14 protein-coding genes are annotated in these 13,316 nt (G+C 69.3%); 7 read left to right on the forward strand and 7 right to left on the reverse strand.

Going from position 1 to position 13,316, the window contains the following annotated elements:
- Window positions 1-3: 3 nt before the first annotated feature.
- From ACFWPX_RS17665 to ACFWPX_RS17680, 4 genes are read left to right on the forward strand one after another with little or no spacing between them, the layout of a single operon-like run.
- Entirely contained in the window at window positions 4-1,221 is a 1,218-nt protein-coding gene (locus ACFWPX_RS17665; RefSeq protein WP_378928287.1) for an amidohydrolase family protein, read from the forward strand.
- Window positions 1,208-1,624 carry a nuclear transport factor 2 family protein gene (locus ACFWPX_RS17670; RefSeq protein WP_378928288.1) on the forward strand — a complete coding sequence of 139 codons (417 nt, stop codon included), beginning with the start codon at window positions 1,208-1,210 and terminating at the stop codon, window positions 1,622-1,624. The genes ACFWPX_RS17665 and ACFWPX_RS17670 overlap by 14 nt, the downstream gene beginning before the upstream one ends.
- Window positions 1,621-2,757, forward strand: coding sequence for an acyl-CoA dehydrogenase family protein (locus tag ACFWPX_RS17675; protein WP_378928289.1), 1,137 nt, complete (start codon window positions 1,621-1,623; stop codon window positions 2,755-2,757). The genes ACFWPX_RS17670 and ACFWPX_RS17675 overlap by 4 nt, the downstream gene beginning before the upstream one ends.
- The gene (locus tag ACFWPX_RS17680; RefSeq protein ID WP_378928290.1) at window positions 2,754-3,614 is read left to right on the forward strand and encodes an acyl-CoA dehydrogenase family protein; all 861 of its coding nucleotides are present in this window, start codon (window positions 2,754-2,756) and stop codon (window positions 3,612-3,614) included. The genes ACFWPX_RS17675 and ACFWPX_RS17680 overlap by 4 nt, the downstream gene beginning before the upstream one ends.
- Before the next feature lie 94 nt (window positions 3,615-3,708).
- Here ACFWPX_RS17680 and ACFWPX_RS17685 read toward each other — a convergent pair whose 3' ends face one another.
- Window positions 3,709-4,200 (reverse strand): hypothetical protein, encoded by a 492-nt coding sequence (locus tag ACFWPX_RS17685; RefSeq protein WP_378928291.1) that lies wholly within the window; start codon window positions 4,198-4,200, stop codon window positions 3,709-3,711.
- A gap of 14 nt (window positions 4,201-4,214) precedes the next feature.
- A complete protein-coding gene (locus tag ACFWPX_RS17690) occupies window positions 4,215-5,000 on the reverse strand; it encodes an enoyl-CoA hydratase (protein WP_378928293.1) in 786 nt (261 codons plus the stop codon).
- A gap of 159 nt (window positions 5,001-5,159) precedes the next feature.
- Between ACFWPX_RS17690 and ACFWPX_RS17695 the strand changes: the two genes are divergently transcribed.
- A complete protein-coding gene (locus ACFWPX_RS17695; RefSeq protein ID WP_378928466.1) occupies window positions 5,160-5,825 on the forward strand; it encodes a TetR/AcrR family transcriptional regulator in 666 nt (221 codons plus the stop codon).
- Window positions 5,826-5,930: 105 nt separating this feature from the next.
- Here ACFWPX_RS17695 and ACFWPX_RS17700 read toward each other — a convergent pair whose 3' ends face one another.
- Window positions 5,931-7,076, reverse strand: coding sequence for a thiolase family protein (locus ACFWPX_RS17700; RefSeq protein WP_378928294.1), 1,146 nt, complete (start codon window positions 7,074-7,076; stop codon window positions 5,931-5,933).
- A gap of 100 nt (window positions 7,077-7,176) precedes the next feature.
- Between ACFWPX_RS17700 and ACFWPX_RS17705 the strand changes: the two genes are divergently transcribed.
- On the forward strand, window positions 7,177-7,941 hold the full coding sequence (locus tag ACFWPX_RS17705; protein WP_378928295.1) for an SDR family NAD(P)-dependent oxidoreductase: 765 nt from the start codon (window positions 7,177-7,179) through the stop codon (window positions 7,939-7,941).
- A gap of 56 nt (window positions 7,942-7,997) precedes the next feature.
- On the opposite strand, the gene ACFWPX_RS17710 is transcribed toward ACFWPX_RS17705, so the two are convergent.
- Genes ACFWPX_RS17710 through ACFWPX_RS17725 form a run of 4 tightly spaced genes read right to left on the reverse strand, consistent with a single transcriptional unit; the run spans window position 7,998 to window position 12,143 of the window.
- Window positions 7,998-8,762, reverse strand: coding sequence for an enoyl-CoA hydratase/isomerase family protein (locus ACFWPX_RS17710; protein WP_378928296.1), 765 nt, complete (start codon window positions 8,760-8,762; stop codon window positions 7,998-8,000).
- Window position 8,763: 1 nt separating this feature from the next.
- A complete protein-coding gene (locus ACFWPX_RS17715; protein WP_378928297.1) occupies window positions 8,764-9,852 on the reverse strand; it encodes an acyl-CoA dehydrogenase family protein in 1,089 nt (362 codons plus the stop codon).
- Window positions 9,839-10,735 (reverse strand): acyl-CoA dehydrogenase family protein, encoded by an 897-nt coding sequence (locus tag ACFWPX_RS17720; RefSeq protein WP_378928298.1) that lies wholly within the window; start codon window positions 10,733-10,735, stop codon window positions 9,839-9,841. Before ACFWPX_RS17720 ends, ACFWPX_RS17715 begins: the two co-directional genes overlap by 14 nt.
- Entirely contained in the window at window positions 10,713-12,143 is a 1,431-nt protein-coding gene (locus ACFWPX_RS17725; RefSeq protein WP_378928299.1) for a class I adenylate-forming enzyme family protein, read from the reverse strand. Before ACFWPX_RS17725 ends, ACFWPX_RS17720 begins: the two co-directional genes overlap by 23 nt.
- A gap of 56 nt (window positions 12,144-12,199) precedes the next feature.
- Between ACFWPX_RS17725 and ACFWPX_RS17730 the strand changes: the two genes are divergently transcribed.
- Window positions 12,200-13,213, forward strand: coding sequence for a 2Fe-2S iron-sulfur cluster-binding protein (locus ACFWPX_RS17730; RefSeq protein WP_378928300.1), 1,014 nt, complete (start codon window positions 12,200-12,202; stop codon window positions 13,211-13,213).
- Window positions 13,214-13,316 lie beyond the last annotated feature (103 nt).

Raw genomic sequence — 13,316 nt, forward strand, 5'->3', positions numbered from 1 at the left:
CCCATGGCGACGCTGACACTGAAGGCCGCCGGGCTGCTCGATATCGACACCGGCACGATAGTGCGGCCCGGCCTCCTGCGGATCGAGGATGATCGGATCGTCGGTGTCGGCGGCACCGAGGACGGCGAGGTCGTCGATCTCGGCGACCTCGTCCTGCTGCCCGGACTGATGGACATGGAAGTCAACCTGCTGATGGGCGGACGCGGCGAGACCGGGCTCGCTTCCAGCGTCACCGACGATCCGGCCCTGCGGGTGTTGCGCGCGGTGGGCAATGCGCGCCGCACGCTGCGGGCCGGTTTCACCACCGTCCGCAACCTCGGCCTGTTCGTCAAGACCGGCGGTTACCTGCTCGACGTCGCGCTGGGCAAGGCGATCGACGCGGGCTGGATCGAGGGCCCACGCATCGTGCCCGCGGGCCATGCGATCACCCCGACCGGCGGGCACCTCGACCCGACCATGTTCGCCGCCTTCGCCCCGGACGTGCTGCACCTGACGATCGAGGAGGGCATCGCCAACGGCGTCGACGAGGTACGCAAGGCGGTGCGATACCAGATCAAGCACGGCGCGCAGCTGATCAAGATCTGCGTCTCCGGTGGCGTCATGTCGCTCACCGGAGCACCAGGGGCACAGCACTATTCGGACGAGGAACTGCGCGCGATCGTGGACGAGGCCCATCGTCGTGGGCTGCGGGTGGCCGCGCACACGCACGGCGCCGAAGCGGTCAAGCACGCGGTGGCCGCCGGGATCGACTGCATCGAACACGGCTTCCTCATCGATGACGAGGCGATCGCGCTGATGGTCGAGCACGGCACCTGGCTGGTACCCACCACCAGGCTGGCCGACGCGATGGACGTCTCGAAGGCCGATCCGGCGTTGCAGGCCAAGGCCGCCGAGATGTTCCCCAAGGCCCGCACCTCGGTGCTGGCCGCCTACAAAGCCGGCGTCCGGATCGCCGTCGGCACCGACGCGCCCGCGATTCCACACGGCCGCAACGCCGACGAGCTCGTCGCCCTGGTCGAACGCGGGATGACCCCGATCGACGTGTTGCGTGCGGCCACCGTGCGGGCCGCCGAGCTGATCGGTGTCTCCGATCGTGGACGGCTGGCCCCCGGGCTGCTGGCCGATGTCATCGCGGTTCCCGGTGATCCCCTGGTGGACATCACCTGCACCAGGGACGTGCGATTCGTGATGAAAGGCGGAAGAATTCATGTCCAGAAGTGACGACCTGCTCGAGATCCAGCAGGTGCTCGCCCGCTACGCGGTGACCATCACCCAGGCCGACATCGACGGAGTGGTTGCGGTGTTCACCCCCGACGGCACCTACAGCGCGTTCGGCGACACCTACACCCTCGACCTGTTCCCCGAACTCGTCGCCGCCGCGCCGAAAGGGCTGTTCCTCACCGGGATACCGGCATTGGAGATCGACGGTGACAGCGCCACCGGCACACAGCCGCTGTGCTTCGTCGACCACAGCACCCACGACCTGCGGATCGGCTACTACACCGACACGCTCGTGCGCACCGACGACGGGTGGCGGCTGCGGACCCGGCGGATGACCTTCATCCGCCGCAACGGCGACCACGACTCCGGTATCCCGCACGCCTTCGAGCGTTCCAAGGCATGACAGTGCGCACCGGCCCGGACGTGCCTGCCCTGCACGAGATCTCCGTTTTCCGGGACGGTCTGCGCGGGTGGCTCGACGCCAACGATCTGACGCAGGCACCCGACGAATCCCTCGACGGCCAGGTGGCGCAGCTGTTGCGGGTGCGCCGTGCGCTGTTCGACGCGGACTGGATGCGCTACGGCTGGCCCGCCGGGATCGGTGGTCTCGGCGGGCCAGCCGCGTTGCGCGCCGTGCTCGGCGAGGAGGTCGCGACTCGTGACCTGGCCGAGCCGGGCATCTGGTCGATGATCGAGGTCCTGGCGCCGACGATGATCTCCTACGCGCCGCCCGCGCTGGCCGCGCGGATGGTGCCACTGCTGCTCTCGGGCCGCGAGCAATGGTGCCAGGGGTTCTCCGAGCCGGGCTCGGGCAGCGACCTCGCCTCGCTCAGCACCACGGCGACACCGCGCGGCGGGGACTGGGTGATCTCCGGGCAGAAGGTGTGGACCAGTCTGGCGCAGTATGCGGCTCGCTGCGTACTGCTCACCCGGACCGGGCCGGGCCATGACGGCATCACCGCGTTCTTCGTCGACATGGACACACCGGGAATCACCGTGCGGCCACTCCAGACGATGCACGGGGTGGACGAATTCGCCGAGGTGTTCTTCGACGACGTGGTGGTGCCCGGCGATCGTCTGCTCGGCGCGCCGGGTGACGGATGGCGGATCGCCATGGATCTGCTGCCCTACGAACGCTCCACCTGCTTCTGGCACCGGATCGCGTACCTGTTCACTCGACTGGAGAACCTGCTCGCACAGGCTGATCACCACGCCGATGACGACCGGGTCCTCGGCGCCGCCTACCTGGCCCTGCACACCGTGCGCTGCCGTTCGCTGGGCACCCAGCACCGGCTCGCCGAAGGCACCCGGCTCGGCCCGGAGACCTCCGTCGACAAGGTCTTGCTCGCCGGCGCCGAACAGCAGCTCTTCGACCTGGCCCGCGACCTGCTGCCGGGCGCCGTCGAACTCGACGACGGACCGTGGCGCACCGAATTCCTGTACTCCCGGGCGGCCACGATCTACGGCGGCACCGCCGAGATCCAGCGCAACATCATCGCCCGCCGACTCCTCGATCTCGGAAAGGAAGGAGCATGACCGCGGACTCCGGCCTCGACGCCACCGAACGGTCCCTGCTCACCACCTCGGTGCGCCGGACGATGACCGACCACACCGGCGCCGCACTCGCCACCGCACTGAACGAACTCGGCTGGCCCGAAATACTCACGGCCGCAACCGAACTCGCCGGACCGGTGTTCTTCCGGCTGCTCGGCGAGACCGGCGCACACGCTCCCCTGCTACTGGACGTGTTCGACCCGGACGGAGCCGATGCCGCGACGCTGCCGTTCGCGGGTGGACGGTGGGTGCGCTGGGACCGCGACGAGGCAGGCCCACCGGCGGTGGGTACGCCCGCTTCGTCGATCCACCGCACCGATCTCCCGGTGCACGCCGTGCCGGCAGGTTCGCCCCCACCCGCCCACGCCCTCGCCGACGGCAGGCGCCTGCTCGGCTGGTGGCTGCTGGGTTCCGGGCACGCCATGCTCGGTCTCGCGCGCACGCACGCCATCGAGCGCGTCCAATTCGGCCGCCCGCTTGCCTCTTTCCAGGCCGTCCGGCACCGCCTGGCCGAAACACTCGTGGCGCTGGAGGGCGCCGAGGCCGCGCTTCTGGTCGCCGATGCCCAGCACGGCGGCACCGCGACGGCATCGACCGAGAACCACGTCATCGCGGCGCTGCTGGCCAAGGCTGCCGCAGGTCAGGCGGCGCTCACCGCCGCGCGGCACTGCCAGCAGGTGCTCGGCGGTATCGGTTTCACCGCCGAGCACGCCATGCATCGACACCTGCGGCGCGTGCTGATCCTCGACGGACTGCTCGGCAGCACAAGGGAACTCACGCAGCAGGCCGGTGCGACGATCCGGCGGTCGGGTACCGCGGTCCGTATCGCGCAACTGTGAACGCACGTCCGGATGGCACCGCACCGCAGGTCTGTTCACGGACACGACACGGCCCGGTACCGGGGTTCGGGACCGGGCCGCCGACAGGTCAGGTTCAGCAGGTCGCTGGAGTTTGACCCTGGATTGCCTGTAGTGCGCAGAACGTGGCCTTGGCGACCTTCCAGTCCTGGCCGTCCTTGACGGCCTGTCCGGTCTGATCCGGCAGCACCGGATTGCCGCCCATCAGGAGGGTGTAGGTGACGTCGGCGGTGGTGGCGCCGGTGAGTTTCACCGCGCTCACCGTGACGGATGTGCCCTGGGCCTGAGGGTTCTGAGCCTGGCCGTCGAAGATCGATCGGAAGTTCTCACCCCCTTCGACCAGCGCGACACGGTCGTTCGTCGGCGCCTTGCCGTTGAAGAAGGTCGTGTAGGCCTTGGTGATCGCCTGGGTGGTCGCCGCATCGGCGGCGCCCGCGGCTGCGACGGTCGCGACGGCCGAGGTGGTGGCCGGGGCGGCGGTCTCGTCGTCGGAACCACAGCCGGTGAGCGCGGTGGCGACAACGAGCCCGCAACAGAGCGCGGCGGTACGGAACAGAGAGGTGCGCATGAAACTTCCTTGTCTCACTTGATGTTTGCTTTCATTTCGTCCATGTCGATCAGGATCGGATATCCGTTGACGCTCAACGCGTTTCCGTGCCCCGTCTGATGGATGTCGAAGACCGACTGGATGGCGGCGTAGAAGCCCTGCACATCCAGGGTCTGATTGACCGCGCGCTTGGCCTGCCGCAGACCGAACGCGGGCATGCCCGCGATCCTGGTGGCCAGCTGCCGGGTGTGTTCGTCGAGTTCGGCGCGCGGGACGACCGCGTTCACCATCCCGACCTGGTGGGCCTCCTCGGCCGTCACCGGGCGCCCGGTGAACAGGATCTCCTTGGCCTTGCGGGCACCGAGTTCCCAGGTGTGGCCGTGGTATTCGACGCCGCCGATGCCCATCAGGACCACCGGATCGGAGAACAGGGCGTCCTCGGCGGCGACGATCAGATCGCACGGCCAGCACAGCAGCAGCGCGCCCGCGATACACCGGCCCTGCACGGCCGCGATGGACGGCTTGGGCACATTGCGCCAGCGCAGCGAGTACTCCAGGTAGCGGCGCGATTCCAGGCCGTAGATCCGGTCGAGGGTGATGGTGCTCGGATCGGGCCAGGACTTGTCCTTGAGGTCGTGGCCGGCCGAGAAATGCTTGCCCTCGGCCCTGAGCACGATCACCGCGACGTCCTCGGCGGCGGCGGCACGCGTCCAGGCGGCGTCCAGCTCGTCGAGCAGCTCACCGTTCTGGGCGTTGGCGGCATCCGGCCGGTCGAGGGTGATCGTCGCGATGCGATCGGCGACTTCGTAGCGAATGTACAAATCGATGCTCCTTGCCGGGCTGATGGCGGTCGGATGAGAATATCATTCTCACTCTCGGAAGTAACAGTCTCGCCGATGTTGCGAAATGCGGCACATGGCTACACAGTTAAACGGGGTTCTCCGGTACAGTGCATTCATGTTCTCTTCGCATGACCGGGGATCGAGGTGCCCGTGACCAGCCCGAGCGAGAAGCCGGCGTGGAAACAGCGCGCGGTCGAACGATCGCTACGCACCGCGACGCTGCGCGCCGAGGAGCGGGTACAGCGATTCCTCGACGCCGCCCAGGCCATCATCACGGAGAAGGGCAGTACCGACTTCACCGTGCAGGAGGTCGTCGACCGCTCCCGCCAGTCGCTGCGTAGCTTCTACCTGCAGTTCGACGGCAAGCACGAACTGCTGCTCGCCCTGTTCGAGGACGCGCTCGCGCGTACCTCCGAACAGCTGCGGGCGGCCGCGGACGGGCAGACCGATCCGATGGACAAGCTCCAGGTCACCGTCGAATTGCTGTTCGAGCTGTGCCGCCCGGATCCCGCCGCCCAGCGCCCGCTGTTCACCGATTTCGCACCGCAACTGCTGGTGTCGCATCCCGGGCACGTCAAGGTCGCGCACGCACCGGTACTGGCGCTGTTCACCGAGCTGATGGACCAAGCCAAGGAGGCGGGCGAGATCACCGCCGATATGAACACCCGCCGGACCGCGGCCATGGTGATGCAGACGGTCATGTTCACCGCGCAGTCCACCGGCGCGGTCGACGAGGAGACCCAGCACCCCATCACCGCCACCGAGGTCTGGAACTTCTGCGCCCACGGCTTCGCCCGCGCCTGAACACCGTCCACCCGAGGCGATCTCGCCGGGGAGGACGTCGAACGATCACGAGAACCGGCCGGTCGGTAACCACCGACCTGCCGGTTCTCCCTCTGTCGGGACCACTCAGCCCGCGGGCACCTCGATCACCGTCGCCGAGCCCATCCCGCCGCCCGCGCACAGTGCCGCGATGCCGAATCCGCCACCGCGACGGCGCAGTTCGTGGACCATGGTGACGATCATCCGCGCGCCGGTCGCCGCCACCGGATGCCCGAGCGAGCAGCCGCTGCCGCTGTAGTTCACGATCTCCGGGTTCAGATCGAGCGCCCGGATCGCCGCGAGCGGCACTGCGGTGAACGCCTCGTTGATCTCGATCAGCCGCACCGATCCCAGCGAGATCCCGGCCCGCCGGGCGGCCTTGGTGATCGCCTCGATCGGCGCGAGTCCGGTGTCGGCCGGGTCGACGCCGACCGAGGCCCAGCCCCGGATGTAGCCCAGCGCGGGCAATCCCAGCCGATCCGAGGCGATGGCCAGTGCGGCCGCGCCGTCGTTGGCGCCGGAGGCATTGCCCGCGGTGATCGAGAAGCCGTCGATCTCGGGGTGCAGCACCTTCAGCGAGGCCAGCCGCTCCAGACTGGTGTCGCGGCGCGGGTGCTCGTCGACGTCGAAGAGCCCGTGCGGGGTCTGCACGGCGAGGATCTCGTCCTTGAACAGTCCCGCGTCGATGGCGCTGATCGCGTTGCGGTGCGAGCGGAATGCCCACTGGTCCATGTCTTCCCGGGTGAGCCCGGCCCGCACCGCGGTGTTCCAGCCGACCGTGATCGACATGTCGAGGGCGGGGGCGTCGGGGCGGTCGGGATGACTCGGCGAGACCCACGGGTCGATCCACTCGTCGGCACCGACCTTGAATCGCGCGCGCGGCGCGGTCGAGTCGCTGTTCACGCCACCGGCGATCACCAGTTCGTCCATGCCGGAGCGGATGCTAGCCGCCGCCGACTGCACGGCCGCCATTCCCGCGGCGCAGTGCCGGTTCTGGGCCAGACCCGGCACCGTCGTCAGGCCCGCGGTCACCGCGGCGTGCCGGGCGAGGACGCCGCCGCCGTAGCGGCCCTCTCCGAGGATCACGTCATCGATCCGGTCGGCGTCGACCTCCGCTGCCACCGCGCCGACCACGTGGTGGGCGAGATCGAAGGCGGTGGTGTCGCGCAGCGTTCCCTTCCGTGCGGTGCCGATCGGCGTCCGTAGGGCGGAAACGATGACGGCTTCAGGCATGAGGGCCTCCTCGGTGGATTGCCCGCAAAGGGCTGACTGATACTGTTGAGAACACTATTCTCTCTCACAGAGATTGGTATTCACAAGGAGGAGTCGCGCTATGCAGATCAGTGGAAGTTCCGCGCTCGTGGTGGGTGGTACCGGCGGGCTCGGCGAGGCGACCGTGCGGCGGCTGCATGCCGCGGGCGCGAAGGTCGTTGTCGCCGACGTCGCCGACGAGAAGGGCAAACAGCTGGTCGACGAGCTCGGCATCCGCTACATACATACCGATGCGACACAGGAGGATTCGGTGCGCGCGGCGGTCGCGGAGGCGCAATCGCTGGGCCCGCTGCGGATCTCGGTCGACACCCACGGCGGCCCGGCGACCGGCGGCAGGCTGGTCGGCAAGGACGGCTCGGCGCTGGCCTTGGACGGCTTCCGCACCACCATCGAGTTCTATCTGACCGCCGTGTTCAATGTGCTTCGCCTGTCCGCCGAGGCGATCGCGACCGCCGAGCCGCTGGACGAGGGCGCGCGTGGCGTCATCGTGAACACCTCTTCCATCGCCGCGTTCGAGGGCCAGATCGGGCAACTGCCCTACGCCGCGGCCAAGGGCGGTGTGGCCGCGATGACGCTGGTCGCCGCCCGCGATCTCTCCCCACTGGGTATCCGGGTGGTCACCATCGCCCCCGGCACCGTCAACACCCCCGCCTACGGCAAGGCGGCCGACAAGCTCGAGGACTACTGGGGTCCGCAGGTGCCGTTCCCCAAGCGGATGGGGCGCTCCGACGAGTACGCCAAGCTGGCCACCGCCATCGTCGAGAACGATTATCTCAACGGCGAAGTCATCCGGCTCGACGGTGCGCTGCGCTTCCCGCCGCGATAGCACTCGCACAGCCGGAAGGGGCCGGATCGCTCCGGCCCCTTCGGTGTGTGCCGAACCTATTTCCCGGCGGTGAGGCGGGTGATCACGGCGCGGAAGTCCTCGGTCTGGAACGAGAGGTCCTCCGCGGTGGTCGCGTAGTCGAGGGTGGCCAGCACGGCACGCTCGAGATGCAGATTCAGCAGCCGCTTGGTGCTCTCCACGGCCTGCTGGGGCAACTCGAGCAGTCGCTTGGCACAGGCCATCGCCTCTGTCAGCGGGTCGGCCACCACGTGGTTGACCAGGCCCATCTCGCGCGCTCGCGCGGCCGGGATCTTCGCGCCGGTCAGGGCGTACTCCTTGGCCAGCAGCAGGCTGGTGTGCAGCGGCCAGGTGAGCGGGCCGCCGTCGGCGGCCACCAGGCCGACCTGCACGTGCGGGTCCTTCAGGTAGGCGTCCTCGGCGATGTAGGCGACATCGCTCAGCGCCACCAGGCTGCAGCCGAGCCCGACCGCCGGACCGTTCACCGCGGCGATCACCGGCACCCGGCACCGCGCCATGCCCAGCACGATCTCGCGGCCGTGCGCGATGGTCTTCGCCCGCAGGTCGACGTCGCGGGACAGTTCGGCCAGATAGGCGAAATCGCCACCGGCGGAGAACGCCTTGCCCGCGCCGGTGAGCACCGCGGCCCTGGCCGAACGGTCTGCCGAGAGCCGCGGCCACAGGGCGGCCAGACCGGAGTGCAGCGCGTCGTCGACGGCATTGAGCGCATCGGGCCGGTTGAGGGTGATGATCCGCAGCGGGCCGTCGGCCTCGACGCTGATCTCGGGGGGTAGGTCGTACATGTCAGGCTCCTAGGTCGAGAATTCGCGTGGCGATGATGTTCTTCTGGATCTGCGAGGTGCCGCCCATGACGCTCTGTGCACGGCTGTAGAGGTAGCTGCCGAACATCTCCTCGTCACCGGTGCCCGCCACGGCAAGTGCCGCGTGGCCGACGGACTGCTCCACCCAGGTCATCAGCAGCTTGTCCAGGGAACCGTCCGGGCCGTGGACGAGCCCGTCGAGCTGCTCGGAGAGCCTGCGCCGCACATGCAACCGCAGCATCTCCGATTCGACTGCGGCCCAGGCGAGTTCGTCGGGCACCCGCCCGGTCACCCGGGATTCGAGCTGCCGGACCGTCTTGGCGTAGCGGGCCGCGAAGCCCAGGGTGGCGGGTTCGCGTTCGTGCCCGACCACCGTCATCGCGAGCTTCCACCCGTCGCCGGGCGCGCCGACCATCCGGTCGGCGGGTACCCGGGCACCGTCGAAGCGCACCTGCCCGAACTCGCGGGTGACGCCGCTGATCATCTGTAGCGGCCGCTGCTCGATCCCGGGCTGGTGCATCGAGACGATGAATCCCGAGATGCCTTTGTGCCGTGAGGCATCCGGGTCGGTGCGGGCCAGCAGCAGGCACCAGTCGGCGACATCGGAGTAGCTGGTCCAGATCTTGTGCCCGTGCAGGACGTACTCGTCGCCCTCTCGGGTGGCCGTGGTGCGCAGCGAGGCGAGATCCGAGCCCGCGTCCGGTTCGCTGAAGCCCTGACACCAGCGCTGCGAGCCGTCGATCATGCCGGGCAGGAACCGTTGCTGCAGTGCCGAACTCGCGTGTCTGCCCAGCCCGTGCACCAGGTAACCGAGGCTCGGGCGGGCCGGTGCGCCTGCTCTGGTCAGTTCCTCGTCGAGGATGACGTCGTAGACCGGGGCCAGCGCGTGGCCGCCGAATTCCTTCGGCCAGGACAGGCCGAAGAAGCCGGCGCCGTACAGAGCCCGATGCCAGTCCCCCGCGCGCGCCCAGTACTCGTCGCCGGACGCGGGAAAGGACGCGGCCGTGCCTGCCAGCCACTCGCGCAGGCGCGCACGGAAGGCGGCTTCGTCGGGCGAATCACGATAGTCCACGGTCGATGTCCTCCAGACGGGTTGCGAACAGTTCGGTCGAGGTCAGCACCCGGCGCAGATAGACGTGTGCCAGGCACTCCCAGGTATTGCCGATGCCGCCGTGCACCTGGATCGAGGTCTCGCACACGGTGCGGGCGGCACGCGCGGTGTAGACCTTGGCGATCCGGGCCGCGCGCAAGGCCTCGGCGGGCGGCAGTTCGTCGACCGACCAGGCGGCGTAGCGCAGCACGCTGATCGACCCCTCGATCAGTGCCAGGCTCTCGGCGAGCAGATGTGCCACCGCCTGATAGGTGCCGATGGGGTAGCCGTACTGCGTGCGGACCTTGGCGTATTCCACGGCCAGCCGGTGGGTTCCGCGGGCAGCGCCGAGCAGATCGGCGGTCGTCGTGGTGACGGCCAGTGCCTGCCACCGCGTCAGCTGTTCGGGCGACAGCTCACCGAGTAGTTCTGTCGCCGTGCCGATTTCGGCGCTGCGCCGGGTGAGATCCGCGCCGGGTAGGCGGGCGCCCACTGCGGCGGCGCACAGCCGCCGGTCGTCGAGCAGCAGCACCCGGTCGCGTCCGTCGGCGTCGACGGCGCGTCCGTCGGCACCGATCGTCCACCGGCCTTCGGCCGCACGGTGCAGGTCGTCGGCCAGGACGGGCCCCAGGAACGCCACATCCACCAGTCCCCGCGCGAATTCCTCGGCGACCAAGGCGACTTCGACACCGGAGGCGCCGTCGGAGCGCAGACTGCGCCACCCGGCGGCATCGACCGCCTTCTCCAGCCGCTGCCGCCGGTTGACGTCGTCGAGCTCGGCGACCGAGCCGGGCCCGAGCTCGTCGGCCAGCCGGGCCGCGGCATCGCGCAGCTGACGCTGCTCACTGGTCAGTCGGACGTCCATGACGCTCCTCGAGGACTCGGCGGAGCACCTTGCCCGAGGGCAGGCGCGGGATCTCGGGTACGAAAACGACACGCCGGGGCCGCTTGTAGGAGGCCAGGCGGTCACCGACCAGCGCGATGAGCTCGTCGGCGGCGACGGTGTCGAGCACGGCGACCGCGGCCACCACGGCCTCCCCGTCGCGCGGGTCGGGCGTGCCGAACACGGCGCAGTCGCTGACCAAGGGGTGGGCGTGCAGCACCGCCTCGATCTCGGCGGGCGCGACCTGGAAGCCACGGACCTTGATCATCTCCTTGGCCCGGTCGGTGATCCGGATCCAGCCGTCGGCATCGACATGGCCGACATCACCGGTGCGGTACCACGGGCCGTCGAACGCGTCCGCGGTCGCCTCGGCGGGCAGGTAGCCCGCCATCGTCGAGGCCGACCGGCACTGGATCTCGCCGGTGTCCCCCGCCGCCAACGGTTTTCCGGTGTCGAGGTCGACCACCCGGATCTCGACGCCCGGCGCGGCCTTGCCGACCGAATCCAGGCGGGCACCGTCGAGTGGATTGCACGCGATGACCGGCAGTTCGCTGGCACCGTAGGCGGGCAGCCACGGCACCCCGCTGCGTGCGGTCACCGTCTCGGCGATACTCGCCGTCACCGGGGTGGCGCCCCACATGATGTAGCGCAGCGAACTCAGGTCGTAGCCTTCGAGATCGGGATGCGCCGCGAGCGCGATCGCGATCGGCGCGACAGCCATCTCGATGGTGATGCGGTCGTCCTGGATGCAGGACAGCATGGTGTTCAGGTCGAAGCGCCGGTGCAGCCGCATCCACGCCCCGGCCCGCAGCGCGGTGACGATATTGAGCAGGCCCAGGATGTGCGAGGGCGGGGTGGCGATCTGGATCCGATCGGCGCCGGTCAGCCCGAGCACCTCGGTCCACTGCCGCACCGCCACCGCGAGCGAACCGTGCGTGTGCCGCACGGCTTTCGGCATTCCGGTGGTACCGGAGCTGAACACCAGCACCGCGTCCGCGGCCGGATCGGGCTCGGACGCAACGCCTTCCGACGCGACGATGGGGTCGTCCAGGTGCCGCATCGGCAGCAGTGCACCGAGCACGGGACTGTCGCCGAGCGCGGCGACCGGCGCGGTGAGCGCGACGGCATGCGCGACTTCGTCGTGTTTCCAGGCCGGGCTGATCAGGACGACGCAGGCACCGATCCGCCACACGGCCAGCACCGCGACGACGAACTCGGGCCGATTCGACGACATGAGCGCCACCCGGCCCCCCGGCCGGACGCCCCTTGCGGTGAGCTCCCCGGCGAGCCCGGCCGCGAGGACGTCGAGTTCGTTCGCGGTGTAGGCCCGATCCTCGAATACGAGTGCGCTCGGCACGGTATCGGCCATCTTGGAAGGTTCCCGTCTCATGAGAGAGAATACTATTCTCATTTCGATAGAATGTTCATACCAGGAGGATGCGGTCCATGGCGACACTCTCTTCATATCTGCGAGCGACCGTGACCCGGGTGGTGGCCGAGAGCCCGGACGCACGCACCTTCGTGCTCGCCCCGCACGACGGCCCGCTGAGTTACCGGGCAGGGCAGTTCTGCACGTTCCGGGTCACCGTGGACGGCACCGAACTGTTCCGCTCGTACTCGATGTCCAGCGCGCCGGAGACCGATACCGAGCTGATGACCACGGTCAAACGCGTACCCGGCGGGGCGGTGTCGAACTGGCTGCTCGACACCGTCTCCGAGGGCGACGAGGTGGAACTGTCCAAGGCCGCGGGCCGGTTCTGCCTGCGCGACACCGAGCTTGCGCTGCTCGGCTTCAGCGGCGGCAGCGGCATCACCCCGATCCTGTCGCTCACCAAGGCGGCACTGGCGAGCACCACCCGCCGGGTCCGGCTCCTGTGCGCGGACCGCGACCGGGCATCGATGCTGTTCGAGGACGCGCTGGCCGAGCTGGTCGCCCGCTATCCGGACCGCCTCGAGGTGGTCCGCCACCTCGACAGCGAGCGCGGATTCCTCGACGCGGCGGCCGTGCGCGCCTTCGTCGGTGCCGACGCGCCCGGTGACCACTACATCTGCGGGCCCGAGGCGTTCATGGACCTGGTGGAGCGAGCGCTCCCCGGACCGGGCGCGGTGTTCAGCGAACGATTCGGCACACCCGTCGCCGAAAGTGCCCCACCCTCGACGGAAGGCGCTGCGGCAGCAGATGATTCGGGTGGCACTGTCACGGTGATACTGAACGGCAAGAAGCGATCGGTGCCGCGTAACAACGGGGAGACGCTGCTGGAAAGCGCGCGTCGCGGTGGCCTCACCCCGCCGTTCTCCTGCGAACAGGGCAACTGCGCGACCTGCATCGCCAAGGTGACGGCAGGCCGGGCGACCATGCGCCAGAACAACGCGCTGACCGACGACGAGGTCACCGACGGCTACATCCTGACCTGCCAGGCGGTGCCCGACTCGACCGACCTCACCGTCGACTACGAGTGAGTTCCGGGGGGGGGCCCCGGGCAACCACCCCCGCCCCCCCCCGGGGCAAACACACCCAACCGGGGGGGCCCCCGCGGAAAAGAACACCGGGGGGGGGTTGGGG

The organism is Nocardia sp. NPDC058518 (genome assembly GCF_042719655.1).
Taxonomy (GTDB): Bacteria; Actinomycetota; Actinomycetes; order Mycobacteriales; family Mycobacteriaceae; genus Nocardia.

Bases quoted from the DNA above. Each gene is read 5' to 3' on its own strand.
- ACFWPX_RS17665 (WP_378928287.1), top strand. From the start codon at position 4: ATGGCGACGCTGACACTGAAGGCCGCCGGGCTGCTCGATATCGACACC.
- ACFWPX_RS17670 (WP_378928288.1), top strand. From the start codon at position 1,208: ATGTCCAGAAGTGACGACCTGCTCGAGATCCAGCAGGTGCTCGCCCGC.
- ACFWPX_RS17675 (WP_378928289.1), top strand. From the start codon at position 1,621: ATGACAGTGCGCACCGGCCCGGACGTGCCTGCCCTGCACGAGATCTCC.
- ACFWPX_RS17680 (WP_378928290.1), top strand. From the start codon at position 2,754: ATGACCGCGGACTCCGGCCTCGACGCCACCGAACGGTCCCTGCTCACC.
- ACFWPX_RS17685 (WP_378928291.1), bottom strand. From the start codon at position 4,200: ATGCGCACCTCTCTGTTCCGTACCGCCGCGCTCTGTTGCGGGCTCGTT.
- ACFWPX_RS17700 (WP_378928294.1), bottom strand. From the start codon at position 7,076: ATGCCTGAAGCCGTCATCGTTTCCGCCCTACGGACGCCGATCGGCACC.
- ACFWPX_RS17705 (WP_378928295.1), top strand. From the start codon at position 7,177: ATGCAGATCAGTGGAAGTTCCGCGCTCGTGGTGGGTGGTACCGGCGGG.
- ACFWPX_RS17710 (WP_378928296.1), bottom strand. From the start codon at position 8,762: ATGTACGACCTACCCCCCGAGATCAGCGTCGAGGCCGACGGCCCGCTG.
- ACFWPX_RS17720 (WP_378928298.1), bottom strand. From the start codon at position 10,735: ATGGACGTCCGACTGACCAGTGAGCAGCGTCAGCTGCGCGATGCCGCG.
- ACFWPX_RS17725 (WP_378928299.1), bottom strand. From the start codon at position 12,143: ATGAGACGGGAACCTTCCAAGATGGCCGATACCGTGCCGAGCGCACTC.
- ACFWPX_RS17730 (WP_378928300.1), top strand. From the start codon at position 12,200: ATGGCGACACTCTCTTCATATCTGCGAGCGACCGTGACCCGGGTGGTG.